This is a genomic window from Streptococcus agalactiae, assembly GCF_949788565.1.
Taxonomy (GTDB): domain Bacteria; phylum Bacillota; class Bacilli; order Lactobacillales; family Streptococcaceae; genus Streptococcus; species Streptococcus agalactiae.
In genome coordinates, this window is record NZ_OX460931.1 from 337501 (window position 1) to 362099 (window position 24599).

General features: G+C 36.1%; 28 protein-coding genes (1 of these 28 running past the window's edge). 22 read left to right on the forward strand and 6 right to left on the reverse strand.

Annotation, left to right across the window (positions count from 1 at the left end; all coding sequences use genetic code 11):
• The 15 genes from QOR44_RS01925 to QOR44_RS01995 all read left to right on the forward strand — a co-directional run.
• Window positions 1–325 carry the end of an HAD family hydrolase gene (locus QOR44_RS01925; protein WP_000335411.1) on the forward strand. It extends 326 nt beyond the left edge of the window, so the window shows 325 of its 651 coding nt (coding positions 327–651); its start codon lies off the left edge, out of view; the stop codon is at window positions 323–325.
• 136 nt (window positions 326–461) lie between these two features.
• Window positions 462–1253, forward strand: a complete 792-nt coding sequence (locus QOR44_RS01930) for an enoyl-CoA hydratase (protein ID WP_000667362.1) — start codon at window positions 462–464, stop codon at window positions 1251–1253.
• A 95-nt stretch (window positions 1254–1348) separates the two neighbouring features.
• Window positions 1349–1783, forward strand: a complete 435-nt coding sequence (gene fabT / locus QOR44_RS01935; RefSeq protein ID WP_000455488.1) for a fatty acid biosynthesis transcriptional regulator FabT — start codon at window positions 1349–1351, stop codon at window positions 1781–1783.
• Window positions 1783–2754 (forward strand): beta-ketoacyl-ACP synthase III, encoded by a 972-nt coding sequence (locus QOR44_RS01940; protein ID WP_000230695.1) that lies wholly within the window; start codon window positions 1783–1785, stop codon window positions 2752–2754. The genes fabT and QOR44_RS01940 overlap by 1 nt, the downstream gene beginning before the upstream one ends.
• 57 nt (window positions 2755–2811) lie before the next feature.
• The gene (locus tag QOR44_RS01945) at window positions 2812–3036 is read left to right on the forward strand and encodes an acyl carrier protein (RefSeq protein WP_000257836.1); all 225 of its coding nucleotides are present in this window, start codon (window positions 2812–2814) and stop codon (window positions 3034–3036) included.
• Between the two features lie 154 nt (window positions 3037–3190).
• Window positions 3191–4150, forward strand: coding sequence for an enoyl-[acyl-carrier-protein] reductase FabK (gene fabK, locus QOR44_RS01950; RefSeq protein ID WP_000857467.1), 960 nt, complete (start codon window positions 3191–3193; stop codon window positions 4148–4150).
• Between the two features lie 19 nt (window positions 4151–4169).
• Window positions 4170–5096, forward strand: coding sequence for an ACP S-malonyltransferase (gene fabD, locus QOR44_RS01955; RefSeq protein ID WP_001044779.1), 927 nt, complete (start codon window positions 4170–4172; stop codon window positions 5094–5096).
• An 8-nt stretch (window positions 5097–5104) separates the two neighbouring features.
• Window positions 5105–5839: a 3-oxoacyl-[acyl-carrier-protein] reductase gene (gene fabG / locus QOR44_RS01960; RefSeq protein ID WP_001176108.1), complete on the forward strand. Its 735-nt coding sequence runs from the start codon at window positions 5105–5107 to the stop codon at window positions 5837–5839.
• A gap of 15 nt (window positions 5840–5854) precedes the next feature.
• Window positions 5855–7087: a beta-ketoacyl-ACP synthase II gene (fabF, locus tag QOR44_RS01965; protein WP_000175069.1), complete on the forward strand. Its 1233-nt coding sequence runs from the start codon at window positions 5855–5857 to the stop codon at window positions 7085–7087.
• A 1-nt stretch (window position 7088) separates the two neighbouring features.
• Window positions 7089–7589 carry an acetyl-CoA carboxylase biotin carboxyl carrier protein gene (gene accB, locus QOR44_RS01970; protein ID WP_000354298.1) on the forward strand — a complete coding sequence of 167 codons (501 nt, stop codon included), beginning with the start codon at window positions 7089–7091 and terminating at the stop codon, window positions 7587–7589.
• Window positions 7586–8008, forward strand: a complete 423-nt coding sequence (gene fabZ, locus QOR44_RS01975; protein WP_000565429.1) for a 3-hydroxyacyl-ACP dehydratase FabZ — start codon at window positions 7586–7588, stop codon at window positions 8006–8008. The genes accB and fabZ overlap by 4 nt, the downstream gene beginning before the upstream one ends.
• A 37-nt stretch (window positions 8009–8045) precedes the next feature.
• Window positions 8046–9416 carry an acetyl-CoA carboxylase biotin carboxylase subunit gene (gene accC, locus QOR44_RS01980; protein WP_000473511.1) on the forward strand — a complete coding sequence of 457 codons (1371 nt, stop codon included), beginning with the start codon at window positions 8046–8048 and terminating at the stop codon, window positions 9414–9416.
• An 8-nt stretch (window positions 9417–9424) separates the two neighbouring features.
• Window positions 9425–10300, forward strand: a complete 876-nt coding sequence (gene accD / locus QOR44_RS01985; protein ID WP_001173385.1) for an acetyl-CoA carboxylase, carboxyltransferase subunit beta — start codon at window positions 9425–9427, stop codon at window positions 10298–10300.
• On the forward strand, window positions 10293–11066 hold the full coding sequence (locus QOR44_RS01990; protein ID WP_001058274.1) for an acetyl-CoA carboxylase carboxyl transferase subunit alpha: 774 nt from the start codon (window positions 10293–10295) through the stop codon (window positions 11064–11066). Before accD ends, QOR44_RS01990 begins: the two co-directional genes overlap by 8 nt.
• Before the next feature lie 469 nt (window positions 11067–11535).
• Window positions 11536–12168 (forward strand): HI_0552 family protein, encoded by a 633-nt coding sequence (locus tag QOR44_RS01995; RefSeq protein WP_000284171.1) that lies wholly within the window; start codon window positions 11536–11538, stop codon window positions 12166–12168.
• Window positions 12169–12213: 45 nt separating this feature from the next.
• Here QOR44_RS01995 and serS read toward each other — a convergent pair whose 3' ends face one another.
• Window positions 12214–13491: a serine--tRNA ligase gene (serS, locus tag QOR44_RS02000; RefSeq protein WP_000886193.1), complete on the reverse strand. Its 1278-nt coding sequence runs from the start codon at window positions 13489–13491 to the stop codon at window positions 12214–12216.
• Between the two features lie 296 nt (window positions 13492–13787).
• On the opposite strand from serS, the gene QOR44_RS02005 reads away from it, so the two are divergent.
• Window positions 13788–14849: an acyltransferase gene (locus QOR44_RS02005; protein WP_000417629.1), complete on the forward strand. Its 1062-nt coding sequence runs from the start codon at window positions 13788–13790 to the stop codon at window positions 14847–14849.
• A gap of 37 nt (window positions 14850–14886) precedes the next feature.
• On the opposite strand, the gene QOR44_RS02010 is transcribed toward QOR44_RS02005, so the two are convergent.
• The 5 genes from QOR44_RS02010 to QOR44_RS02030 form a co-directional block, all read right to left on the reverse strand.
• The gene (locus tag QOR44_RS02010) at window positions 14887–15249 is read right to left on the reverse strand and encodes a DUF956 family protein (RefSeq protein WP_000079341.1); all 363 of its coding nucleotides are present in this window, start codon (window positions 15247–15249) and stop codon (window positions 14887–14889) included.
• 118 nt (window positions 15250–15367) lie between these two features.
• A complete protein-coding gene (locus tag QOR44_RS02015; RefSeq protein ID WP_000139227.1) occupies window positions 15368–16279 on the reverse strand; it encodes a PTS system mannose/fructose/sorbose family transporter subunit IID in 912 nt (303 codons plus the stop codon).
• A 14-nt stretch (window positions 16280–16293) separates the two neighbouring features.
• Complete coding sequence (locus QOR44_RS02020) at window positions 16294–17106, reverse strand: PTS mannose/fructose/sorbose transporter subunit IIC (protein ID WP_000763690.1); 813 nt, start codon at window positions 17104–17106, stop codon at window positions 16294–16296.
• Window positions 17107–17138: 32 nt separating this feature from the next.
• Window positions 17139–18149: a PTS sugar transporter subunit IIB gene (locus QOR44_RS02025; RefSeq protein WP_000511103.1), complete on the reverse strand. Its 1011-nt coding sequence runs from the start codon at window positions 18147–18149 to the stop codon at window positions 17139–17141.
• 301 nt (window positions 18150–18450) lie between these two features.
• Window positions 18451–19263 (reverse strand): Cof-type HAD-IIB family hydrolase, encoded by an 813-nt coding sequence (locus QOR44_RS02030; protein ID WP_000162326.1) that lies wholly within the window; start codon window positions 19261–19263, stop codon window positions 18451–18453.
• An 88-nt stretch (window positions 19264–19351) separates the two neighbouring features.
• Between QOR44_RS02030 and QOR44_RS02035 the strand changes: the two genes are divergently transcribed.
• The 6 genes from QOR44_RS02035 to lytR all read left to right on the forward strand — a co-directional run bounded on the left by QOR44_RS02035 (window position 19352) and on the right by lytR (window position 24583).
• A complete protein-coding gene (locus QOR44_RS02035) occupies window positions 19352–19936 on the forward strand; it encodes a hypothetical protein (protein ID WP_000734042.1) in 585 nt (194 codons plus the stop codon).
• Window positions 19937–20025: 89 nt separating this feature from the next.
• Window positions 20026–20637 (forward strand): DUF1361 domain-containing protein, encoded by a 612-nt coding sequence (locus QOR44_RS02040; protein ID WP_000865226.1) that lies wholly within the window; start codon window positions 20026–20028, stop codon window positions 20635–20637.
• Between the two features lie 102 nt (window positions 20638–20739).
• The gene (locus tag QOR44_RS02045) at window positions 20740–22161 is read left to right on the forward strand and encodes an NCS2 family permease (RefSeq protein WP_000410400.1); all 1422 of its coding nucleotides are present in this window, start codon (window positions 20740–20742) and stop codon (window positions 22159–22161) included.
• Window positions 22162–22309: 148 nt separating this feature from the next.
• Window positions 22310–22753, forward strand: coding sequence for a tRNA (adenosine(37)-N6)-threonylcarbamoyltransferase complex ATPase subunit type 1 TsaE (gene tsaE, locus QOR44_RS02050; RefSeq protein ID WP_000500161.1), 444 nt, complete (start codon window positions 22310–22312; stop codon window positions 22751–22753).
• Window positions 22746–23267 carry a GNAT family N-acetyltransferase gene (locus tag QOR44_RS02055; RefSeq protein WP_000043146.1) on the forward strand — a complete coding sequence of 174 codons (522 nt, stop codon included), beginning with the start codon at window positions 22746–22748 and terminating at the stop codon, window positions 23265–23267. Before tsaE ends, QOR44_RS02055 begins: the two co-directional genes overlap by 8 nt.
• 8 nt (window positions 23268–23275) lie before the next feature.
• Window positions 23276–24583, forward strand: a complete 1308-nt coding sequence (gene lytR, locus QOR44_RS02060; RefSeq protein ID WP_000708156.1) for a glycopolymer--peptidoglycan transferase LytR — start codon at window positions 23276–23278, stop codon at window positions 24581–24583.
• The last annotated feature ends 16 nt before the right edge of the window (window positions 24584–24599 follow it).

Sequence of the window (24599 nt, forward strand, 5' to 3'; positions counted from 1 at the left end):
AGCTTCAAGTTCTACTAGACATGATATCATGTTAGCATTAGAAAGTTTTAATCTGGATACATATTTTAAGGTAATTCTGTCTGGTGAGGAATTTTCAGAAAGTAAACCTAATCCAGCTATTTATAATAGAGCAGCAGAACTTTTAGATATTCCTAAACAGCAAATTCTTATTGTAGAAGACAGTGAGAAGGGGATTACAGCTGGTATTGCAGCCGGTATTGATGTGTGGGCTATTGAAGATAAATACTTTGGAATGAATCAGTCGCAGGCTAATGTATTAGTGAGCGATCTGAGTCAATTTTTTGTGAAATTAGATAACTATTAAAAACGGGAAGTTTAATTCCGTTTTTTTATTTTTTATCTTGCCATGAAAGCTAGGTTTATGATAAAATACAAAGCATGATAATTTGATAATCAAATTATTTTTTATTTTTCTTTCACTCTTAAAGAGAGGAGACATTTTGAAGTTCGAAAATATAATATATGGTATTGATGGCAACGTGGCCACTATTATGCTTAATCGACCAGATATTTCAAATGGTTTTAACATCCCAATGTGTCAAGAAATTATTGATGCAATAAAGCTTGTGTCTGAAAATAAAGATGTCATGTTTTTAGTGATTGAAGCACAAGGACCAATCTTTTCAATCGGAGGAGATTTAAAAGTGATGAAAGCTGCTGTTGAGAGCGATGATATTAGCTCATTAACTAAAATTGCTGAGTTAGTTAATCAGATATCGTATGATTTACTACAGCTAGAGAAACCTGTTGTTATGTGTGTAGATGGGGCTGTAGCTGGTGCCGCAGCTAATATTGCATTAGCAGCTGATTTTGTTATCGCAAGCAAGAAGAGTAAATTTATCCAGGCTTTTGTGGGTGTCGGTTTAGCTCCAGATGCAGGAGGTTTATTGTTACTTAGTAAATCAATCGGTATAACTCGTGCAGTGCAACTAGCTTTAACTGGAGAAAGCTTATCTGCTGAAAAAGCTGAAGCTTTGGGAATTGTTTATAAACTTTGTGAATCAGATAAAATAGGTAAAATTAAGGATCAACTATTAAAGCGTTTAAGTAGACATTCTATAAACTCATATCAAGCCATAAAATCATTAGCTTGGGAAGCTGCTTTTAAAGATTGGGAACAATATAAAAAGCTTGAATTACAACTGCAAGAATCATTAGCCTTTAAGCAAGATTTTAAAGAAGGTGTTCGGGCACACGCTGATAGAAGGCGTCCTAATTTTTTAGGCAAATAGTTTGAAAATCAAATTATTTAAGATTAAAGTCTTGCAAATAAGTTTGAACTTTGATATAATTTGATTATCAAAGTTTAATGTGAGGTGGTGATATCTTGGAATACGATCAGATTAATAGTTATTTAGTTGACATTTTTAATAGAATCATGATTATTGAGGAAATGAGTTTAAAGACTAGCCAATTTAGCGATGTATCTTTAAAAGAAATGCATACTATTGAAATTATTGGGAAACATTCTGAGGTAACTCCTAGCGATGTCGCTCGAGAATTAATGTTAACTTTGGGAACTGTAACAACCAGCCTTAATAAGTTAGAAAAAAAAGGCTACATTGAGCGTAAACGGTCAAGTATTGATCGTCGAGTTGTTCACTTGAGTCTGACTAAGAGAGGTAGGTTATTAGATCGATTGCATAGTAAATTTCATAAATCTATGGTATCTCATATTATTGAAGACCTAGGTGAAGAAGACATAAAAATGTTGACGAGCGCTTTAGGGAATCTTCATAAATTTTTGGAGGACTTAGTCTAGTGGTTTTTGCTAAAATTAGTCAACTTGCACATTATGCACCTTCTCAAATTATTAAAAATGAGGATTTATCATTAATCATGGATACCAGTGATGACTGGATTTCGTCACGTACTGGTATAAAACAACGTCATATTAGTAAAAATGAAACAACAGCTGATTTGGCAAATAAGGTCGCAGAACAACTTATTGAAAAATCCGGTTATTCCGCTAGTCAAATTGACTTTATTATTGTTGCAACGATGACACCAGACTCTATGATGCCTTCTACTGCTGCAAGAGTGCAAGCTCATATTGGAGCGAGTAATGCTTTTGCCTTTGACTTGAGTGCAGCATGTAGTGGTTTTGTTTTTGCCTTGTCTACCGCCGAAAAATTGATATCATCAGGTAGCTATCAAAAAGGTTTAGTAATAGGAGCAGAAACTGTTTCTAAAGTATTAGACTGGACTGATAGAGGGACAGCAGTTTTATTTGGAGATGGAGCTGGAGGTGTCTTGCTAGAAGCTTCTAAGGAAAAACATTTTCTTGCAGAGTCTCTCAATACAGATGGTAGTCGTCAGGGACTTCAATCCAGTCAAGTCGGGTTAAATTCACCTTTCTCAGATGAAGTACTTGATGATAAATTTTTGAAAATGGATGGTAGAGCAATCTTTGATTTTGCTATCAAAGAAGTTTCAAAAAGTATCAATCATCTTATAGAAACATCTTATTTGGAAAAAGAAGATATTGATTATCTTTTCTTACACCAAGCGAATCGAAGGATTTTAGATAAGATGTCTCGAAAAATTGATATAGCACGTGATAAATTTCCAGAGAATATGATGGATTATGGTAATACTAGTGCAGCTAGTATCCCTATTTTACTTTCAGAATCTTATGAGAACGGTTTGTTGAAACTAGATGGTAACCAAACAATCCTCTTATCGGGTTTCGGTGGAGGTTTGACATGGGGAAGTCTAATTGTTAAAATTTAGTTATATATAGTGCATAGCACATTTATAAAAGATTATTTAAAATTTAAGGAGCTAAAAATGGCAGTATTTGAAAAAGTACAAGAAATTATTGTTGAAGAACTTGGTAAAGATGCAGAAGAAGTAACGTTGAACACTACTTTTGACGATCTTGATGCTGATTCGCTTGATGTTTTCCAAGTGATTTCAGAAATTGAAGATGCATTTGATATCCAAATTGAGACAGAAGAAGGACTAAATACTGTTGGTGATTTAGTTGCTTATGTTGAAGAAAAAGTAAAATAATTAAGTCGTAAGAAAAAAAGAAGCAAGTGATAATAAAAGATATTCTTACCAAATCACTTATTAGAGTGAGTATTCAATCAATCGTTGATCGGTACTCACTCTTCTTCTTATCAATATAGTTTGATTGTCAAATTATTAATTTTAGGAAAGAAAAATGAAAACACGTATAACAGAATTACTAAATATAAAATATCCAATTTTTCAAGGGGGTATGGCGTGGGTCGCTGATGGAGATCTTGCAGGAGCAGTTTCTAAGGCAGGTGGTCTAGGTATTATTGGTGGAGGAAATGCCCCTAAAGAGGTTGTCAAAGCAAATATTGATAAAATAAAATCTATGACTGATAAACCCTTTGGTGTGAATATTATGCTTTTATCACCTTTTGTAGATGATATTGTTGATTTGGTTATTGAAGAAGGTGTAAAAGTTGTAACGACGGGTGCAGGTAATCCTGGTAAGTACATGGAGCGCTTTCATGAAGCAGGTATAACAGTAATCCCTGTTGTTCCTAGTGTTGCATTAGCAAAACGTATGGAGAAATTAGGGGCTGATGCTATCATTACAGAAGGAATGGAAGCGGGTGGTCACATCGGAAAACTGACCACGATGACATTAGTGCGACAGGTTGTTGATGCTGTTACAATTCCAGTCATTGCCGCAGGTGGTATAGCAGATGGGCGTGGGGCTGCTGCGGGTTTCATGTTAGGAGCTGATGCTGTTCAGGTAGGAACTCGTTTTGTTGTTGCTAAAGAATCTAATGCTCACCCTAATTACAAAGCAAAAATCTTAAAAGCAAAAGATATCGACACTGCTGTTTCTGCTCAGGTAGTAGGTCATCCAGTTCGTGCCTTAAAAAATAAACTAGTAACAACCTATAGCCAAGCAGAAAAAGATTATTTAGCTGGCCGTATTTCAATCAATGAGATTGAAGAATTAGGAGCGGGAGCTCTTCGCAATGCAGTTGTTGATGGGGATGTTATTAATGGTTCAGTTATGGCAGGACAAATTGCAGGATTAATTAAATCAGAAGAGACTTGTCAAGAGATTCTTGAAGATATTTATTCAGGAGCGCGTCAAGTTATTCTTTCTGAGGCAAGCCGCTGGTCAGATTTATAAATACAAATAAGGAGACACTATGAATAAAGTTGCATTTCTATTTGCTGGTCAAGGTGCTCAAAAGTTAGGAATGGCTAGAGATTTATATGAAACTTTCCCGATTGTTAAAGAAACTTTTGATAAGGCAAGTCATGTTTTAGGATATGATTTGAGAGAATTGATTGATAAAGACTTAGACAAATTAAATCAGACGAAATATACGCAACCAGCTATTCTAACGACTTCGACTGCTATTTATCGTTTAATTCTTAAAGAAATTGAACTTAGACCAGATATGGTTGCAGGACTTTCTTTGGGAGAATACAGTGCTTTAGTTGCTTCAGGTGCTATAAGATTTGAAGATGCTGTAGTACTTGTTGCTAGACGAGGCCAACTAATGGAAGCAGCAGCACCTGCTGGTAGTGGCAAAATGGTAGCAGTTTTAAATGCTGATCGTCAAATAATTGAAGATGCTTGTAAGAAGGCTTCTCAGTTTGGTATTGTTAGTCCTGCAAATTATAATACTCCAAAGCAAATTGTTATAGGGGGAGAGTCAATCGCTGTAAATGCAGCTGTAGAAGAATTAAAACAACAAGGAGTAAAACGTTTAATTCCTCTGAATGTTTCAGGTCCTTTTCACACTGCTTTATTGAAACCTGCAAGTCAGAAATTGAGCGATGTTTTAGATAAAGTTCATTTTTCAGTTTCTGAAATCCCTGTAATTGGAAATACAGAGGCGCAGATAATGAAAAAAGACGATATCAAATCTTTATTGGCACGCCAAGTTATGGAACCTGTACGCTTTGATGAGTCTATTGAAACCATGAAAAAAATGGGAATGACACAGGTTGTTGAAATTGGTCCAGGGAAGGTACTCTCAGGTTTCTTGAAAAAAATAGATAGCTCATTATCAGTACATTCTGTTGAAGATAAAATTGGATTTAATAATCTTAAGGAATTAAACTAGGGGAAAATATGCAATTAAAAGATAAGAACATTTTTATTACGGGTTCAAGTAGAGGAATCGGCCTTGCAATTGCCCATCAATTTGCACAATTAGGTGCTAATATTGTTTTAAATGGACGTTCTGAAATATCAGAAGACTTAATAGCTGAATTTGCTGATTATGGTGTAAAAGTTATTGCTATTTCAGGAGATGTTTCTTCTTTTGAAGATGCTAATCGCATGATTAAAGAAGCTATTGCAAGTCTAGGTAGCGTGGATGTGCTCGTTAACAACGCTGGTATTACTAATGATAAATTGATGCTTAAAATGACTGTTGAAGATTTTGAGAGCGTTCTTAAAATTAATTTAACAGGTGCATTTAATATGACACAATCAGTCTTGAAACCGATGACAAAAGCGCGTCAAGGTGCTATTATTAATATCTCTAGCGTCGTTGGATTAACTGGAAATGTAGGGCAAGCTAATTACGCAGCCTCTAAAGCAGGTTTAATTGGCTTTACAAAATCAGTTGCCAGAGAAGTAGCAGCACGAGGCATTCGTGTCAATGCCATTGCTCCAGGCTTTATCGAATCTGATATGACAGATGTTATCCCAGAAAAAATGCAAGAAGCTATTTTAGCTCAAATTCCAATGAAACGTATTGGAAAAGGTAAAGAAGTAGCGCAGGTAGCGTCTTTCTTAGCAGAACAAGAATACCTTACAGGACAAGTTATTGCCATTGATGGCGGTATGACGATGCAATGATAAAGAGGAAATAATATGACATTACAGCGAGTAGTAGTAACAGGTTACGGTGTAACCTCACCTATTGGAAACACACCAGAAGAATTTTGGAATAGTCTTAAAGAAGGAAATGTTGGTATTGGACCTATCACTAAATTTGATTCAAGTGATTTCATGGTCAAAAATGCTGCTGAAATTCATGATTTTCCATTTGATAAATATTTTGTCAAAAAAGATCTGAACAGATTTGATATGTATTCCCTTTATGCCTTATATGCTTCAAGTGAAGCTATTCAACATGCTAATTTAAATTTAGATGAAATTGATGCAGATCGATTTGGTGTCATCGTTGCATCAGGTATTGGAGGGATTCAAGAGATTGAAGAACAAGTGATTCGTCTTCATGAAAAAGGGCCAAAACGCGTAAAACCAATGACGCTTCCAAAAGCTCTACCAAATATGGCAGCTGGAAATGTTGCGATGAGGTTAGGCGCTCATGGTGTATGTAAATCAATTAATACAGCTTGTGCTTCTTCTAATGATGCTATTGGAGATGCTTTCCGTAATATAAAATTTGGTATTCAAGATATTATGGTAGTCGGTGGTGCAGAAGCTGCTATTACAAAATTTGCCATTGCTGGATTCCAAAGTCTTACAGCATTATCAACAACTGAAGATCCATCAAGAGCATCTATTCCATTTGATAAAGATCGCAATGGATTTATCATGGGAGAAGGTTCTGGAATGTTGGTCTTAGAAAGTTTAGAACACGCTGAAAAACGAGGAGCTACTATTCTTGCAGAAGTTGTTGGTTATGGTAACACTTGTGACGCATATCATATGACTTCACCACATCCAGAAGGTTTAGGAGCCACTAAAGCTATTCAACTTGCACTGGTTGAAGCTAATATTAAACCTGAAGAAGTTAACTATGTAAATGCTCATGGAACTTCAACACCTGCTAACGAAAAAGGAGAGAGTCAAGCTATTGTTGCTGCACTCGGGACAGACGTTCCAGTTTCTTCGACTAAATCTTTTACTGGTCATCTTTTGGGTGCCGCGGGAGCTGTTGAGGCAATTGCAACTATTGAAGCGATATGTCATAGTTATGTTCCAATGACTGCTGGAACGACAGAATTATCAGAAGATATTACAGCGAATGTTATTTTTGGTCAAGGGCAAGACGCTGATATTCGTTATGCCATTTCAAATACATTTGGTTTTGGAGGACACAATGCAGTTCTGGCCTTCAAACGCTGGGAGGATTAAATTGGATATTCAAGAGATTAAGGATTTAATGACTCAATTTGATGAGTCAAGTCTGAGAGAATTTTCATTCAAAACAAGTGACGGTGAGCTGTCTTTTAGTAAAAATGAGGGAAAAGCTCCACTTGTCCCAACTATGTCTCCTATGAGTCATCAACCTGAAGCGACTCCAACTATAGCAACTCCTGTCTCTAATGAAGCAGGTGAGCAAACGAAACAAGCTACTGAAGTAGTTTCAGAAATCCCAGAGTCGACTGTGACTGTTGCAGAAGGTGACGTTGTCGAAAGTCCTTTAGTTGGGGTTGCTTATTTAGCTTCTGGACCAGATAAACCTAACTTTGTTTCAGTAGGTGATAGCGTGAAGAAGGGACAAACTTTGATGATTATTGAGGCAATGAAGGTGATGAATGAAGTGCCTGCCCCCCATGATGGTGTAGTTACTGAAATTCTTGTAGCCAATGAAGAAGTTATTGAATTTGGTAAAGGATTGGTACGAATCAAATGATTGATATAAAAGAAATTCGTGAGGCTTTACCTCACCGCTATCCAATGTTATTAGTGGATCGTGTTTTAGAGGTATCAGAAGATGAGATAATCGCTATCAAAAATGTTAGTATCAATGAGCCTTTTTTCAATGGTCATTTTCCAGAATATCCTGTAATGCCAGGCGTTTTAATTATGGAAGCTTTGGCTCAAACTGCAGGTGTTTTAGAATTATCTAAAGAAGAAAACAAAGGAAAGCTTGTTTTTTATGCAGGTATGGATAAAGTGAAATTTAAAAAGCAAGTTGTTCCAGGAGATCAATTAGTTATGACTGCTAAGTTTGTCAAACGTAGAGGAACTATAGCCGTTGTTGAAGCAATAGCAGAAGTTGATGGGAAATTAGCTGCCAGTGGAACGTTAACATTTGCAATAGGCAATTGAAGATAGTATTGAATTTAGAGGGAGAGAAGCATCAAAAATGTTTAAGAAAATATTGATTGCTAATCGCGGAGAAATTGCAGTACGTATCATTCGTGCAGCCCGTGAAATGGGAATTTCGACAGTTGCTATCTATTCGGAGGCTGACAAGGAATCATTGCACACAATTTTAGCAGATGAAGCTATTTGTGTTGGACCAGCCAAATCAGCAGAATCTTATTTAAACGTTAATGCTATATTATCTGCTGCTATTGTGACTGGAGCGGAAGCTGTTCATCCAGGTTTTGGGTTTTTGAGTGAAAATTCTAAATTTGCTACTATGTGTGAAGAGATGAACTTAAAATTCATTGGTCCATCTGGAGAAGTTATGGATAAAATGGGTGATAAAATCAATGCTCGTACAGAGATGATAAAAGCTGATGTTCCGGTTATCCCAGGATCAGATGGTCAAGTTACAAGTGTAGAAGAAGCTGTATCAATTGCTGAGGAAATCGGCTATCCATTGATGTTAAAAGCCTCAGCCGGTGGCGGTGGAAAAGGAATTAGGAAGGTCAAATCAGCAGATGAATTGAAGCCTGCTTTTGAGTCTGCTTCACAGGAGGCTTTGGCTGCGTTCGGTAATGGTGCTATGTATATTGAAAAAGTTATATACCCAGCTAGACATATTGAAGTACAAATACTTGGAGATAGCTTTGGTAAGATAGTTCACCTAGGAGAACGTGATTGTTCTCTGCAGCGTAACAATCAGAAGGTATTGGAAGAAAGTCCGTCTGTGGCAATAGGTAACACTCTGCGTCAACAAATTGGTGAAGCAGCTGTTCGTGCAGCTGAGGCTGTATCTTATGAAAATGCAGGAACAATTGAGTTTTTGTTAGATGAGAATAGCGGACAGTTCTATTTCATGGAAATGAATACTCGTGTTCAAGTAGAACACCCTGTTACAGAATTTGTAACGGGTGTTGACATCGTTAAAGAGCAGATTCGTATCGCTGCTGGAATTCCTTTATCAGTTTCTCAAAATGATATTAAGTTAACTGGTCATGCGATTGAATGTCGTATTAACGCAGAGAATCCACAATTTAATTTTGCGCCATGTCCAGGTACCATTAATGGGTTACATCTACCTGCTGGCGGTATGGGCTTACGTGTCGATTCAGCGGTTTACACAGGCTACACTATTCCTCCTTATTACGATAGTATGATTGCGAAAGTAATTGTTCACGGAGAAAATCGTTTTGATGCACTTATGAAAATGCAACGTGCCTTATATGAGCTTGAAATTGATGGTATTGTAACAAATACAGAATTTCAAATGGATCTCATTTCTGATAAAAAAGTCTTGGCTGGGGATTATGATACTTCATTCCTGATGGAAGACTTTTTACCAAGGTATTATGGTAACAATCAATAGGAGGGAAGATGGCTTTATTTAGTAAAAAGGATAAATATATCCGTATTAGTCCAAACAAAGCATTAGGGTCTTCTGATAAACGTAGTCTTCCTGAGGTTCCTGATGAACTCTTTGCTAAGTGTCCTTCTTGTAAACATATGATTTATCAGAAAGATTTAGGATTAGCAAAGATTTGTCCAGCTTGTTCTTACAACTTTAGAATTTCAGCGCAAGAACGTCTGTTGCTAACAGTTGACGAAGATAGTTTTGAGGAATTATTTACAGGAATTGAAACTAAGGATCCTTTGAATTTTCCAAACTACCGTGAAAAACTGGCTGCTACACGTCAAAAGACTAACTTAGATGAAGCGGTGGTGACAGGTTTAGCTAAAATAAAAGGACAAACTACGGCCTTAGCTATTATGGATTCTCATTTTATAATGGCGTCTATGGGAACGGTCGTAGGCGAAAAGTTGACAAGATTATTTGAGCTAGCAACTGAAAAGAAATTACCTATTGTTATTTTTACAGCGTCAGGGGGCGCCAGAATGCAAGAAGGTATTATGAGTTTGATGCAAATGGCAAAAGTATCGGCAGCAGTTAAACGCCATTCTAACCAGGGATTGTTTTATTTAACAATTTTAACAGACCCAACAACCGGCGGCGTTACTGCGAGTTTTGCTATGGAAGGTGATATTATTCTGGCTGAGCCACAAGCGTTGGTTGGTTTTGCTGGTCGTCGTGTTATCGAAACAACAGTGAGAGAAGATTTACCTGAAGGCTTTCAAAAGGCAGAGTTTTTGTTAGAACATGGTTTTGTCGATGCTATTATAAATCGAACAGAATTACGCGACTGCATTGCTCAACTAATTGCTTTCCATGGAAATGAGGTTGGTCATGAATAATGATGTGACAAGAATTTTAAAAGATGCGCGTGATCAAGGGAGGCTAACTGCTCTTGACTACGCTGAATTGATTTTTGATAATTTTATGGAACTTCATGGTGATCGCCAGTTCGCAGATGACAAATCAATTATAGGAGGTTTGGGGTACTTGGCAGGGCGTCCTGTGACGATTGTCGGTATTCAAAAAGGTAAGAACCTTCAAGATAATTTAGACCGTCATTTTGGTCAACCACATCCTGAAGGTTATCGTAAGGCTTTACGTTTAATGAAACAAGCTGAGAAGTTTGGAAGACCTGTTATAACCTTCATCAATACTGCTGGAGCATATCCTGGGGTAGGTGCTGAGGAGCGAGGTCAGGGTGAAGCAATTGCTAGAAACCTCTTAGAAATGAGTGATTTAAAAGTCCCTATTATAGCTATTATTATTGGTGAAGGGGGTTCTGGAGGAGCATTAGCTTTAGCTGTTGCCGATAAGGTTTGGATGTTGGAACATACTGTTTATTCTATTTTAAGTCCTGAGGGCTTTGCCTCTATTTTATGGAAAGATGGTACAAGAACAACAGAAGCAGCACAATTAATGAAGATGACTGCTGGAGAACTTTACCATATGGAAGTTGTAGACAAAGTAATCCCTGAACATGGTTATTTTTCAAGTGAGATTGTCGATATGATTAAGACAAGTTTAATTTCAGAGTTAGAAGTGCTCTCACAATTATCTCTTGAGGATTTATTGGAACAACGTTACCAACGTTTTAGAAAATATTAATAGAAAAAGGCTGAGTTATTTACTCAGCCTATATTTAGTTTTTCAAGGTATTATCATAGTTATAGTTTCATATTTTGTTATAATTGATAAAAAGGAGATATATCAATGACACTAGCATTAGCCAATTTTTAGATTGTAGTCTAATCCAAAATTTTCAGAAAGAGTCATTTCGAACACTTTATTCTAAGTACCATTATTTAGGCTCTCCTTAACTTGAGACTCTATCTGTTATTGAAGAGAAATTTTCTAGAAAAAATAGCTATTATTAGATTTTAGAAGGCTATGAAAAGATTGGTTTTTAAAGAGTTCCATTAAGTGATGAAGAAAGTAAAGCTTGGTTAGTTATAATTGCGATTAGACCTTGTTTCTAGCAACGAGGCTTCGCTAGAAATACTTTAAAAGAACTTGAAAGTATGTATAGATATATATAATCGTGAAAACTTAACTATTGTTTACATGGAGAAAAAGAATGTATCAAGAATTAAATGATTATTTAGAATTCCAATCAATGAAGTATATTATGCCTGAGAAGGCAGGCCCTTTAAAGGACGATATGCAAACTTTTAAGGCAAAGGGCCAACTTGCTAGGAATAGCTTTACAGAGTTATCAAGAGCCTTAGAACAACGTATGGATGGCTTTAAAATGCAAAGAGTGAGTAATTGGGCTAATCAAGCTCAAGTAGGGCGTCCACATTTTTGGGTTTATTATCGAAAGGATACAGACCAATTAGATGATGTGGCTGTTGCGCTAAGGGTTTATGGTGTAAAAGATAGTTTTGGGGTTAGCCTTGAGGTAAGCTTTGTAGAGAGGCAAAAATCTGATAAGACACTCGAGAAGCAGGCTAGAGTGTTATCGATTCCGATTGCCTCTCCATTGTATTTTATGGTCCAAAGGCAAGGTGAAACTCATCGAGAAGAAGGCAATGAGGAAAATCGTCAACGTTTAATGCAAGAAATTAAGTCAGGGAAGGTAAGGAAAGTATTGGTAAAATATGACGTTCTTTTGACTGAAAACCAGAGCTTAGAAAATATTCTGCAACGATTGTTAGAAGGCTTTGAGAAAGTGTTACCTTACTATCAAGTTTGTCAAACTATTAGCTAAGTTCATAGAAAAAATGAGTTGGTATACCAACTCATTTTAGAGTGCCTAATTTGGTTTAATAATATCGATATTACCCATATATGGACGAAGAACTTCTGGGATAGTCACAGAACCATCTTCATTTTGATAATTTTCGAGGATTGCTGCTACAGTACGTCCAACTGCAAGTCCTGAACCATTTAAAGTATGAAGCAACCTAACTTTGCCATCAACTTCGTCACGGTAACGAATTTGAGCACGACGTGCTTGGAAATCTTCAGTATTAGAACATGAAGAAATTTCTCGATAAGTATTTTGAGCGGGAATCCATACCTCTAAGTCATACGTTTTAGCTGCTGAGAATCCCATATCTCCTGTACACAAGGTAATGACACGGTATGGGAGATTAAGTTTTTGAAGAATATTTTCAGCATTTGCTGTCATTTTTTCTAATTCTTGGTATGATTCCTCAGGCTTGGCAAATTTCACCATTTCTACTTTATGGAATTGATGAAGGCGAATTAATCCACGTGTGTCACGTCCTGCAGAGCCTGCTTCTGAACGGAATGATGGACTCATGGCAGTAAAGTATATAGGTAATTCTTTCCCATCGATAATTTCATCACGATAATAGTTTGTTAAAGGAACTTCAGCTGTTGGGATAAGTACGAATGGGCTATCTGCTAATTCGAAAGTATCTTCCTTGAACTTTGGATATTGTCCCGTACCGAACATTGAATCGTGGTTAACCATATAAGGAGGGATCACTTCAGTGTACCCCTCCTTAGCGTGTTCATCCAGCATGAAGCTGTAGATAGCACGCTCTAAACGAGCACCTAGACCTTTGTAGAAGAGGAAGCGAGAGCCAGTAACTTTTGCACCACGTTCCCAATCGAGAATTCCAAGGCTTTCACCTAAATCCCAGTGAGCTTTGGTCTCAAAATCAAATTCACGAGGAGTTCCCCAGCGACGAACTTCAACATTTTCATCCTCGTCTGCTCCAAGCGGCACATCATCAGCTGGTGTATTAGGAAGTACGGTCACCATTGATTGTAAATTAGCATCCACATCTGCCAATTCCGCATCAATTGCTTTGATATCAGCGGAAAGTGTTTGCATAGCTGCGATTTGCTCGTCTGCATTCTCTTTATTTCGTTTTGCTTGAGCAATGGCAGCAGAAGCAACATTACGTTGCGCTTTCGCCTCTTCAGCTTTGATAAGTAGTTCACGGCGTTTTATATCAAGTTCTTTAAGGGTTGTTAATGTTTCTTGGTCAACACCACGCGTGGCCAATTTTTTAGCGACAACATCAAAATCTGTACGAATACGTTTTAAGTCTAACATATAGGAATCTCCTTTATACTAAAAAACACCCTGTCATGCTGGAGCGCAAAGGCGCGGTTCCATCCAGCTTCACAGAAGTGCACTTGATTGATTGATTAAATTATTTCCCATAAATGGAACACGGTAGAATTTCATAAAACAATCTTATCTGCTCGCAACGACCGCAGACTCTCTGAAAAGAACTATTATACTACTTATCCGTTAAGGTTATTATATCCAAAAATAAGTAAAATGTAAACCTTAACTTTATAAGCCTGCTCTTTGTTTTAGTGAAATAGCTATGCTAAAATATGATTATGGAAAAGTATACAAGTATTAAACAATCAGGTCGTCATTACGGCTTAGACCTTTTAAGGATTATTTCCATGTTCATGATTGTTATTACGCATGTTCTTGGAAAAGGTGGTCTGAGATCTTCGGTTGAGGGACACGCAGACTCCTATTTTATAGTAACGTGGATTATCCAAGTCTTAGTTTATGGGGCCGTTAACTGTTACGCACTAATAAGTGGTTATGTGGGAATTAATTCGCGTTATCGTTACTCAAAATTACTGTCTATCTGGGCACAGGTTTTTTTCTACACCTTTACAATAACAGCACTTTTTGCAATCACAGGTCATGAAGTGACCTTGCTTAATTGGAGAGATGCTTTTTTCCCTATTGTCAGTGGGCAGTATTGGTACATTACTGCTTACTTTGGTCTATTGGTTTTTATGCCTGTTATTAATAATGGATTAAATGCCTTGACTGATAAACAATTAAAACAATTGGTTTTGTTAATGTTTATTATTTTTTCAATTTTACCAGCTGTTTTAAATAATCGTGTTCCAGAATTTTCATTGAGCAAGGGTTTTGAAATGACTTGGCTACTGATTTTATATATTATTGGTGCCTATTTGAAACGTATTGATTTAAATATATTTAAAACGTCATATTTACTTATAATTTATCTATTATCATTGGTTGCTACTTATGCCATGAAGTTTAGCGTTGGTGATATTTGGTATTGGTATGTTTCGCCTACTTTAACTTTAGGGGCGGTAAGTTTGTTTATATTATTTGCTAGAGCAAGCATTAAGCCCTCGGGATTCTTAAAGAAAATAATTGTTGTATTAGCCCCTTCAACCTTGGGAGTTTATCTCTGTCATCTCCACCCACTAATAGTAAAATATTTTGTAAGAGATTTTGCAGAGACGTTTGTTTATGAGTCCATTTATCTTTACCCATTTTTAATTTTAGGAGCAGGGATTTTAATTTATTTGTTGGCTTTTATTGTAGAACGTATTAGATTACGAATATTTAAAGCAATCCATTTTTCTAACTTTTTGAGATGGTTTGATGACAAGTTCCCATATTAATATTAGAGTTAAAAAATAAGATAGACTATAGTCTATCTTATTTTTTAAACTTGAATATTTTTAAAATGGTCTGGATGAGGGTAGGAAGCTTAACAACTTTATCGTCTCCAATATGTCGTCTCGCATGCTTTAATATCGTTCCAGAGTCTTTAGAGGCGAATAAAAATTTTCCTTGGTCTGTAAAGACCTCAAAGTGACGACTAATTTTTTTTCGACTAACATTAGCTCCAATTTGATTGATTGATGTCCATGGAATTTGAATATAGTCGTTGACATTTTTATCGTTATAGAATTCTAATGCCTGGTCACCAACTAAAAATTTTCCAACTTTATTCCCCATACCTAAATACGAAACTCCTGTTGTTTGAAATTCAACAGTTTTGTTTAATGATTGTGCCATGACTAATCCCTTTTTAATTTATAGTAGTTTGATTATATCATAATAGTGGGACTCTAAGTGGATTTTATGTAATAAAATATAAGAGATGGAATACTATTGTAACCATCTCTTAGTTTTATTACATCACACCTGCAAGGCGAGCTAGAATACCAACGATAAACAAACCGATGATAATTGTAATTGGTGATACTTTCTTCTTAAGTAACCACATACAGAAGAATGTAAGAAGTAATCCAGCTAAACCAGGAATAAGTGAGTCAAGTTGTCCTTGAAGTGTTTGTGGTTGCATTTTATCAAGGCTTAAGCCACTCTGAACTTGTCCTAGGATATCATGCAATTGTTGTCCACTAACATGGTCTTTAGGGAAATTGATGTATGCCCCTTCTGACAATGTCTTTTTAGGAAGGTCTACAGTAAAGTTAATTGCTACCCAACGCTTAACAAGGACAGCAAGGATGAACATACCAAGGATTGAAGCACCTTTAGTAATATCTTGGAGGATACCACCAGACATATCTTTAGTAATTTCTTTACCTGATTTGTAACCTAACTCTTGTGTGTACCATAAGAATGACATACGAATGAGGTTCCAACCAACAAAGAAGATGATTGGTCCGAGGATATTACCAGCAGAGGCAAGTGAAGCACCAAGAGCACCTAAGATAGGACGTACAGTAAACCAGAATACTGGATCACCAATACCAGCAAGAGGTCCCATCATACCGATTTTAACCCCTTGAATTGCTTTGTCTTCGACAGGTGTACCGCTTGCTTTTTCTTCCTCAAGAGCAAGGGTTACACCGATAATTGGAGCAGCAACGTATGGATGTGTGTTAAAGAATTCCATATGGCGCTCAAGCGCAGCAGCACGATCTTCTTTAGTAGTGTAAAGTTTTTTCAATGCTGGGATAAGAGCATAGGCCCACCCCATATTTTGCATACGCTCATAGTTCCAAGAACCTTGAAGGAATTGTGAACGCCACCAAACTTTTTGACGATCTGATTTTGATAATTTAATTTGTTCAGTCATTGTTTAGCTCCTTTCTAGTAGTCCTCTAAGATATCGCCGATAGGATCGTTAGAACCTGCGTTAGAAGTACCTTTGCTTCCACCCATTTTTGATAAACTGATGTAGATGAGGGCGATAGCAACACCAATAGTACCCATTGCAATAAGAGTTAACTGGTTCAAAGCTGCTAGAGCAAATCCAAGAGCAAAGAAAGGCCAAACTTCGCGAGTAGCCATCATATTGATAACCATAGCGTAACCAACGGCAACAACCATGGCACCACCAACTTGCATACCACCATTTAACCAATCAGGCATTGCTTCAAGAATACTTTGTACTGAAGAAGATGGAATAGCTAAAAGAAGCGCAGCTGGGAATGCAATACGTAATCCTTGGAGAAGGAGGGCGATAAAGTGAAAACGTTCAATTGCTGCGAAGTTTCCTTCAGAAGCAGCTTTGTCACCAGCGTGAACAAGTGCAGTTGAGATTGTACGAACAATCATTGTAAGGAAAAGTCCAGCAATAGCTAGAGGTACAGCAGTAGAGAAGGCAAAGTTGATACCTTTTTGAGTGAAGTCACCACTTTTAACCAAAATAATAGCAGCAGCAACAGAGGCAAGTGCAGCGTCTGGTGCTACGGCAGCTCCGATATTTGCCCAAGCAAGAGCAATCATTTGGAGACTACCACCAAGAATAATACCCGCTTCGAGGTGACCAGTTACAAGACCGATTAAAGTACAAGCAACAAGAGGTTGATGGATTTGGAATTGGTCGAGGATACCTTCAAGACCAGCAAAGAAGGCAACGATAACGACCAAAATCATTGAGATAATTGAAATATCCGCCATTTTGATATCCTTTCGTTTTCAGAGATAATAAGTTATTTTACGTTTGCTTTGTTGATTAAATCAAACAAATTCTTTTTAGCGTCATTTGGTACTTTACGTACATCAAATGATACACCTAAGTCACGTAATTTTTCAAAGGCAGCAACATCGTCTTTATCCATTGAAAGAACGTTGTTTACCATTGTTTTACCAGTTGAGTGAGCCATTGAACCAACGTTCAATTCAGGGATTTCCACACCACCTTCAACTGCACGGAGTGCATCTTGTACAGTTTCAAATAAGATCAAGGCACGTGTGTTTCCGAAACGTGGGTCTTTAGCTACTTCAATTAATTTACTAATTGGGACAACGTTTGCTTTGACTCCTCCAGGAGCAGCTTGCTTAATCAATTGTTTACGAAGTTCATCTTTAGAAACTTCATCAGAAGCAACGATAATACGGTTTGCTTTTGATGCTGGAGTCCATGCAGTTGCAACTTGACCATGTAAAAGACGTGTGTCAATACGAGCAAGATTAATTTTAAGCTTGCCATCTCCAATAACAGTTCCTTCAGGGATAGATCCACTTTGTTTAACTTCCGCAGGAACATCTGCAGGAACACCTGCTACAGGAGTAGCTTCTACAACAGGATTAAGTTCTTCTGGAAGGGCTTTGATACCTTCCTTAGACTCTTTAATAATATTTGCGGCAACTTGTTCAACACCTGCATTAGCGTCCATCATACGCTCAGTATAGGCTTGGATAAGCATTGGCAAATTGAGACCAGTGATGATAGCCATTTTACGTTCAGGATTTTCTCCCATAACACGGCTTGCTTGGTTAAATGGTGACCCACTCCAAAGGTCAGCTAACACAAGCACCTCATCATCAGCATCAAATTGTGCGATAGCATTGTTGAAGTGTCCATACAAATCATCTGGTCCTTCATTTGGCATGAAAGTTACAACTTGAACTTTTTCTTGTTCACCAAAGATCATTGAACCTGATTGATGAATACCTTCAGCAAATTTACCATGGCTGGCAATAATAATACCGATACCCATTCTTGTTCTTCCTCCTTAAAAAATTTTTTCGTTGACATAAAGAAGAATAATCTCCTTCCAATCGTAAAATTGGCCATTCTTTTTCATTTCAACGAAATTATAGAACAGATATATTTTAAAACGTTTTCAGAAAAAATCAATACTATTTCTAATAAAAATTAAAAAAAAAGATATTTTTTTCACAAATACCTTTTATAATAGGGGAAGAGAGTGGTAACTTTTTTTGTTAATAATATAGTAGAAAACCTAAAAAACGATTTCTATTAGAATTCTGTTTCAATAGAGATCGTTTTTGAAAATACTACAATAATAATTTTTCTAGAGTTTTAGCAACACCATCTTCTTCGTTTGTCCATTGGATTTGTTGGTCGGCATATGGAAGTAGAGTTGGATTAGCATTTTTCATAGCATATCCTGTATGTGCAAAGGCCAGCATCTCGGTGTCATTGTGTTCATCTCCAAAGGCAATCAAATTTTCTTGTGAAAGATTGAGTGATTTTAATAAATGTTTGAGAGCATAAGCTTTGTTAACACCTTTAGGTGAAAATTCGAGTATATTCAATGGACCACCCCAAGAATCTACTTCTAGTTCGTGATTAAAATGTTGTCGTAACTCTTTAGCTAACTCATACTTATCTTTATGACGTGTTTGCATCAATAGAGCATTTGGATTGCGTGTGATTTTAGTAACATCTAATGCCATTTTATCAGTAATTTCATTGACACCGAATAATTGTGGGTTAATTTTATCACGATTATCCATAGTAATGTAAAAATTTTTACGGTATTCGCTAGCAATAAAATCGGCTTGGATAGCATCTGATAAATTTAAGGTTTCAAGGAGTAATTTTTTATCAATCGTTGCACTACGCTCAAACGCCCACTTTTTTTCGGGGATATGAGTTAAAGCACCATTAAAATTTATCATTGGTGTTTTTAAATCTAGGCGTAAATAATGAGCGAGTGCCATACGGTATGGGCGTCCGGTTGTAATAATTACTTTGTGTCCTTGAGCTTGAACTTTTCGAAGTGTATCAGCGGTGTAGTCAGAAATAGTGTTATTATTATGTAATAGAGTACCGTCTAAATCTACGGCGATAATTTTCTTTGTCATGCTGACATTATATCAAAAATAGATTTCAATAAAAAGAGACAGTAGAAATATGATATAATAACTGTGGAAATATGGAAGTTGGTGGATTATGAAAAAGTTAATTTGGAGTCATCTTTTTGCCATAGTCAGTATTTTAGGGATATGGTATTATCATGTAAAAATTGATCATTTGATGGTAATTCTATTGGCATCAGTCTTGTCGTTAGAGATGGGATTCATTGCTTATTATAGTCGTAATATTTTTATTCGTCTTTTAGCAAGTTTAGGTCTTTTATTTTTTTACCCACAGAGTTTAGGGATTTTTCTTAGTTTGGTGAGCTTAGAGTGGTCAACAAAAGACATTTGGCAGTCTAATCACTTTATGCAATATATGGCATACCTTCTTGCAATTCTTTTTATTATCTCTTCAGCTTTACTAAGCTTGAAGCTATTGGTAAATGCATATGATATTAGTAAAAGGTATCAATTAGCAACTGTTATACCTGTAATGCTTTTTAGTAGTTTTGCCTTTTGCTTAGAAAAATCAGGATCATTAGGTTTAGAAGGAATCATTTTAAATCCGTCAGCATTTTTTAATGGAATACAGACTAATATGGCTAACCTTGATTTTAAAGCCTTGTCTTGCCTTTTTTTAGTACAATTATTACTTTGGGGAATATTAATGGAAGACTAACCACAACAGGGTTAGTCTTTTAGGTTTGAAGTTTATTTAACCTTAATTTAATAATATGTTGTATAATGAGATATTAATTGGAGGTTAGAATGAAAGTAAAACTATTTGCGATACATCTATTTTTTATTGTTATTTCTTTTGGGATTAAATATTATCATTTGCAGGGACCAAATTTGATTTGGAATATGACTCTAGCCCTAATAGCGTTAGATTTTGCATACCTTACTAGTTTATTTAAGAAAAAAATTCTTATCGGTCTTTTTGCACTTGCTTGGTTTTTTTTCTATCCTAATACCTTTTATATGTTGACGGATATCATTCATATGCATTTTGTCGGAGACGTTCTTTATAATAAGACAAATTTAATACTTTATATCTTGTATGTATCTAGTATCTTGTTTGGTTTTTTATCAGGTATCGAAAGTTTTTCTGTGATTATGCGTAAATTTAGAATTAGCAATATATTTTTAAGATGGGGAATTATTGGAATTGTATCATTTGTTTCAAGTTTTGGTATTCATATTGGTCGTTATGCCCGTCTAAATTCATGGGATATCTTAACGAAGCCACAAGTGGTAATTAACGAACTTTTAGCGGTTCCGAGTAGGGATTCATTCCACTTTATTTTAGGATTTACATTTTTACAGGTATTGTGTCTTATTTTTATGGATTATTCTGCAGGGAAAAAGCTTGAAAAGTGAATTATTTTTTGTTAATATATATTAGTCGTTCGTAAATATAAGAACGATTAATTTTTTTAAAAGTGTAAAATAGCAAAAAATAAAGGAGAATCCGATTTTAAAATGGAAAAGTTTTTTAAGCTAAAGGAACACGGGACGACAATTCGGACTGAAATCACTGCTGGTCTAACGACTTTCTTTGCAATGTCGTACATTTTGTTTGTAAATCCAGCTATTTTATCTCAGACTGGGATGCCAGCACAAGGAGTTTTCTTAGCGACGATTATTGGTGCCGTTGTAGCTACATCTGTTATGGCTTTCTATGCTAACCTTCCCTATGCACAAGCTCCTGGGATGGGATTAAATGCTTTCTTTACATATACAGTTGTCTTTGCATTGGGATATACATGGCAAGAAGCCTTAGCTATGGTATTTATTTGTGGTTTGATTTCTCTGATTATTACTTTAACGAAAGTTAGAAAGATGATTATTGAGTCTATCCCAACAACTTTAAAATCAGCCATTACAGCAGGAATCGGAACTTTTTTAGCATACGTTGGGATTAAAAATGCTGGTTTTTTGAAATTTTCAATTGATCCTGGGACGTATGATGTTGTTGGAAAGGGTGCTGCGAAAGGATTGGCTACTATTACAGCAAATTCTTCAGCAACGCCAGGGCTAGTGTCGTTTGATAATCCAGCCATTTTATTATCTTTGATTGGTTTAAGCATTACCATCTTCTTTATTGTAAAGGGTATCCGTGGAGGGATTATTCTATCGATATTAACAACGACCCTCTTAGGTATTTTAATGGGAGTGGTTAAGTTAGATGCTATTAATTGGGAAGCAACTAACCTCTCGGCCTCTTTTAGAGATTTGAAGCAAGTATTTGGAGTTGCATTAGGAGAGAAAGGATTAATTTCTTTATTTTCTAATCCTTCACGTCTACCAAGTGTATTAATGGCCATTCTTGCTTTTTCACTGACTGATATTTTTGATACCATTGGAACGCTCATTGGTACCGGAGAAAAAGTTGGTATCTTAGCAACGACTGGTGATAATCATGAATCTAAGAGTTTAGACAAAGCACTCTATTCAGACTTAATTGGGACAACTTTTGGTGCTATTTGTGGAACATCTAACGTTACAACCTATGTTGAGTCAGCAGCAGGAATCGGAGCTGGTGGTCGTACAGGATTGACAGCCTTAGTAGTTGCTGGTTTGTTTGCTATATCTAGTTTTTTTAGTCCACTAGTATCTATCGTTCCGAGTCAAGCTACTGCACCAATATTGGTTATTGTTGGTATTATGATGCTTTCAAATTTAAAAGATATCAAATGGGATGATATGTCAGAAGCTATCCCAGCTTTCTTTACTTCTCTTTTTATGGGGTTTACTTATAGCATTACTTATGGTATTGCAGCTGGTTTCTTGACCTATACACTAGCTAAAGTCATCAAAGGACAAGCAAAAGATATTCATGTGGTACTGTGGATTTTAGATATATTATTTATTCTAAACTTTATCAGCTTGGCTATTTTGTAATATTATAGTTTGATAAATAAGATAAAAGGAAATCAGATTTGTAGCCTGGTTTCCTTTTTTCTTAAGAAAAGTGAAGAAATATATGCTATGGGGCTGTCAGAATCAGCAAACTGTTGGAAGACAGAGATATTTCTGGTATAATATCTCTATGTTTTATACTCAAAATGAAGAAGAGCTTATTGCCCTAGGGCAAAAACTGGGTACTGTTTTAAAGTCAGGAGATATCGTATTATTGACTGGTAATTTAGGTGCAGGCAAAACAACTCTTACAAAAGGTATTGCAAAGGGATTAGACATAAAACAAATGATTAAGAGCCCAACTTACACTATTGTTAGAGAATATGAAGGGCGTGTACCACTTTACCATTTGGATGTTTATCGTATTGGAGATGATCCTGATTCTATTGACTTAGATGACTTCTTGTTTGGTCAAGGAGTAACAGTTATTGAATGGGGAGAGTTGCTTAGTGATAACCTTATCAATAACTACTTAGAAATTGTTATTACGAGGAGCAATCAAGGACGTCAGGTTCAGTTAGAAGCTTATGGGCATCGCGCAAGAGAAATTATTGAGGCGATTCAAGATGTCTAAACAATTTGCTGTTGATTTTATAGAAGCTTCGAGAGAGGAAGCATCTGCGATCCTTGAATTTTTAAATACTGTTACTGAGGAAACAGATTTTATTTTGCATACGGTGAGCAATCAACTATCTTTGTCAGAAATGGAAACGTTTATTGAAAATACCTTAATGACGAAAAATTGCATTTGTTTGATTGCTAAATTAAAAAATAAAGTGATCGGCTTGATAACAATCATTAGTCAGTCTGATATTGAAATTGAACACGTTGGGGATCTTTTTATTGCCGTTCAGAAGGATTATTGGGGATATGGTATTGGTCATATTCTCATGGAAGAAGCAATAGAATGGGCGTCAGATAACGATATTACACGCCGCTTAGAACTATCAGTCCAAGGACGTAATGAACGTGCTATTCACCTCTACCAAAAATTCGGTTTTGAAATAGATGGGCTTCAAACAAGAGGTATTAAAAGAGAAAATGGAGAATTTCTAGACATTTACAGAATGAGTAAGTTGATAGATTAGGAATATACATGAAAATTTGGAAAAAAATAACCTTAATGTTTTCTGCAATTATTTTAACAACAGTAATTGCATTGGGAGTCTATGTTGCCTCAGCTTATAATTTTTCGACTAATGAATTGTCTAAGACTTTTAAAGATTTTAAGCTAGCTAAATCAAAAAGTCATGCTATTGAAGAAACAAAGCCGTTTTCAATACTATTAATGGGTGTGGACACAGGTTCAGAGCATCGAAAATCTAAGTGGTCAGGAAATAGCGATTCTATGATCTTAGTCACTATAAATCCTAAAACTAATAAAACAACGATGACAAGCTTAGAACGTGACGTATTGATTAAATTGAGTGGTCCCAAAAATAATGGACAGACTGGAGTAGAAGCAAAGCTAAATGCAGCCTATGCTTCTGGTGGTGCGGAAATGGCATTGATGACTGTTCAAGACTTATTAGATATTAATGTTGATTACTTTATGCAAATTAATATGCAAGGATTAGTTGATTTAGTCAATGCTGTTGGTGGTATAACAGTAACTAATAAATTTGACTTTCCAATATCAATTGCTGCCAATGAACCAGAGTACAAGGCTGTTGTTGAACCAGGGACACATAAAATAAATGGAGAACAAGCACTTGTTTATTCTCGTATGCGCTATGATGATCCAGAGGGAGATTATGGGCGTCAAAAAAGACAACGTGAAGTAATTCAAAAAGTCCTTAAAAAAATATTGGCGTTAAATAGTATTAGTTCATACAAAAAAATTCTTTCCGCAGTAAGTAATAACATGCAAACTAATATTGAGATATCATCAAAAACGATTCCTAATTTGTTAGCTTATAAAGATTCATTGGAACATATTAAATCTTATCAGTTGAAGGGTGAAGACGCTACTTTATCAGATGGTGGCTCTTATCAAATTTTAACTAAGAAACATCTACTTGCAGTTCAAAATAGAATTAAGAAAGAACTGGATAAAAAGCGTAGTAAAACTCTGAAGACAAGCGCGATTCTATATGAAGATTACTATGGTACTACTGCTAGTAATGATTCTTCTACTTATTCATCAACACAAGAGAATAATTATAATACAACACCTTATTCAGAAGCACCACCAAGTTACAGTGGTAATACTACTTATAGTTCTGAGACTAATCAAACAACTCATCAAAATTACTATAATAGTAGCACTCCTGCTAGTAACTATAGCAGTAACACTAACACAGGTCAGGCTGATTCAAGTGGAAGTGTCAATAATCATAACGGGGCTGCAACGCCTAATCCAAACACAGGAACGCAACCAGTACCAGGTCAAACTAATCCATAAAATATAAAAAAGAGCA

Coding starts and splice junctions, on each gene's coding strand:
- QOR44_RS02010 (WP_000079341.1), bottom strand. CDS start 15,249: ATGGCACAATCATTAAACAAAACTGTTGAATTTCAAACAACAGGAGTT.
- fabZ (WP_000565429.1), top strand. CDS start 7,586: ATGATTGATATAAAAGAAATTCGTGAGGCTTTACCTCACCGCTATCCA.
- QOR44_RS02035 (WP_000734042.1), top strand. CDS start 19,352: ATGAAAAAGTTAATTTGGAGTCATCTTTTTGCCATAGTCAGTATTTTA.
- QOR44_RS01995 (WP_000284171.1), top strand. CDS start 11,536: ATGTATCAAGAATTAAATGATTATTTAGAATTCCAATCAATGAAGTAT.
- tsaE (WP_000500161.1), top strand. CDS start 22,310: ATGTTTTATACTCAAAATGAAGAAGAGCTTATTGCCCTAGGGCAAAAA.
- serS (WP_000886193.1), bottom strand. CDS start 13,491: ATGTTAGACTTAAAACGTATTCGTACAGATTTTGATGTTGTCGCTAAA.
- QOR44_RS02030 (WP_000162326.1), bottom strand. CDS start 19,263: ATGACAAAGAAAATTATCGCCGTAGATTTAGACGGTACTCTATTACAT.
- QOR44_RS02005 (WP_000417629.1), top strand. CDS start 13,788: ATGGAAAAGTATACAAGTATTAAACAATCAGGTCGTCATTACGGCTTA.
- QOR44_RS01945 (WP_000257836.1), top strand. CDS start 2,812: ATGGCAGTATTTGAAAAAGTACAAGAAATTATTGTTGAAGAACTTGGT.
- QOR44_RS02020 (WP_000763690.1), bottom strand. CDS start 17,106: ATGGCGGATATTTCAATTATCTCAATGATTTTGGTCGTTATCGTTGCC.
- fabG (WP_001176108.1), top strand. CDS start 5,105: ATGCAATTAAAAGATAAGAACATTTTTATTACGGGTTCAAGTAGAGGA.
- fabK (WP_000857467.1), top strand. CDS start 3,191: ATGAAAACACGTATAACAGAATTACTAAATATAAAATATCCAATTTTT.
- QOR44_RS02025 (WP_000511103.1), bottom strand. CDS start 18,149: ATGGGTATCGGTATTATTATTGCCAGCCATGGTAAATTTGCTGAAGGT.
- accD (WP_001173385.1), top strand. CDS start 9,425: ATGGCTTTATTTAGTAAAAAGGATAAATATATCCGTATTAGTCCAAAC.
- QOR44_RS02040 (WP_000865226.1), top strand. CDS start 20,026: ATGAAAGTAAAACTATTTGCGATACATCTATTTTTTATTGTTATTTCT.
- QOR44_RS02015 (WP_000139227.1), bottom strand. CDS start 16,279: ATGACTGAACAAATTAAATTATCAAAATCAGATCGTCAAAAAGTTTGG.
- QOR44_RS02055 (WP_000043146.1), top strand. CDS start 22,746: ATGTCTAAACAATTTGCTGTTGATTTTATAGAAGCTTCGAGAGAGGAA.
- lytR (WP_000708156.1), top strand. CDS start 23,276: ATGAAAATTTGGAAAAAAATAACCTTAATGTTTTCTGCAATTATTTTA.
- fabD (WP_001044779.1), top strand. CDS start 4,170: ATGAATAAAGTTGCATTTCTATTTGCTGGTCAAGGTGCTCAAAAGTTA.
- QOR44_RS01990 (WP_001058274.1), top strand. CDS start 10,293: ATGAATAATGATGTGACAAGAATTTTAAAAGATGCGCGTGATCAAGGG.
- QOR44_RS02045 (WP_000410400.1), top strand. CDS start 20,740: ATGGAAAAGTTTTTTAAGCTAAAGGAACACGGGACGACAATTCGGACT.
- accC (WP_000473511.1), top strand. CDS start 8,046: ATGTTTAAGAAAATATTGATTGCTAATCGCGGAGAAATTGCAGTACGT.
- fabF (WP_000175069.1), top strand. CDS start 5,855: ATGACATTACAGCGAGTAGTAGTAACAGGTTACGGTGTAACCTCACCT.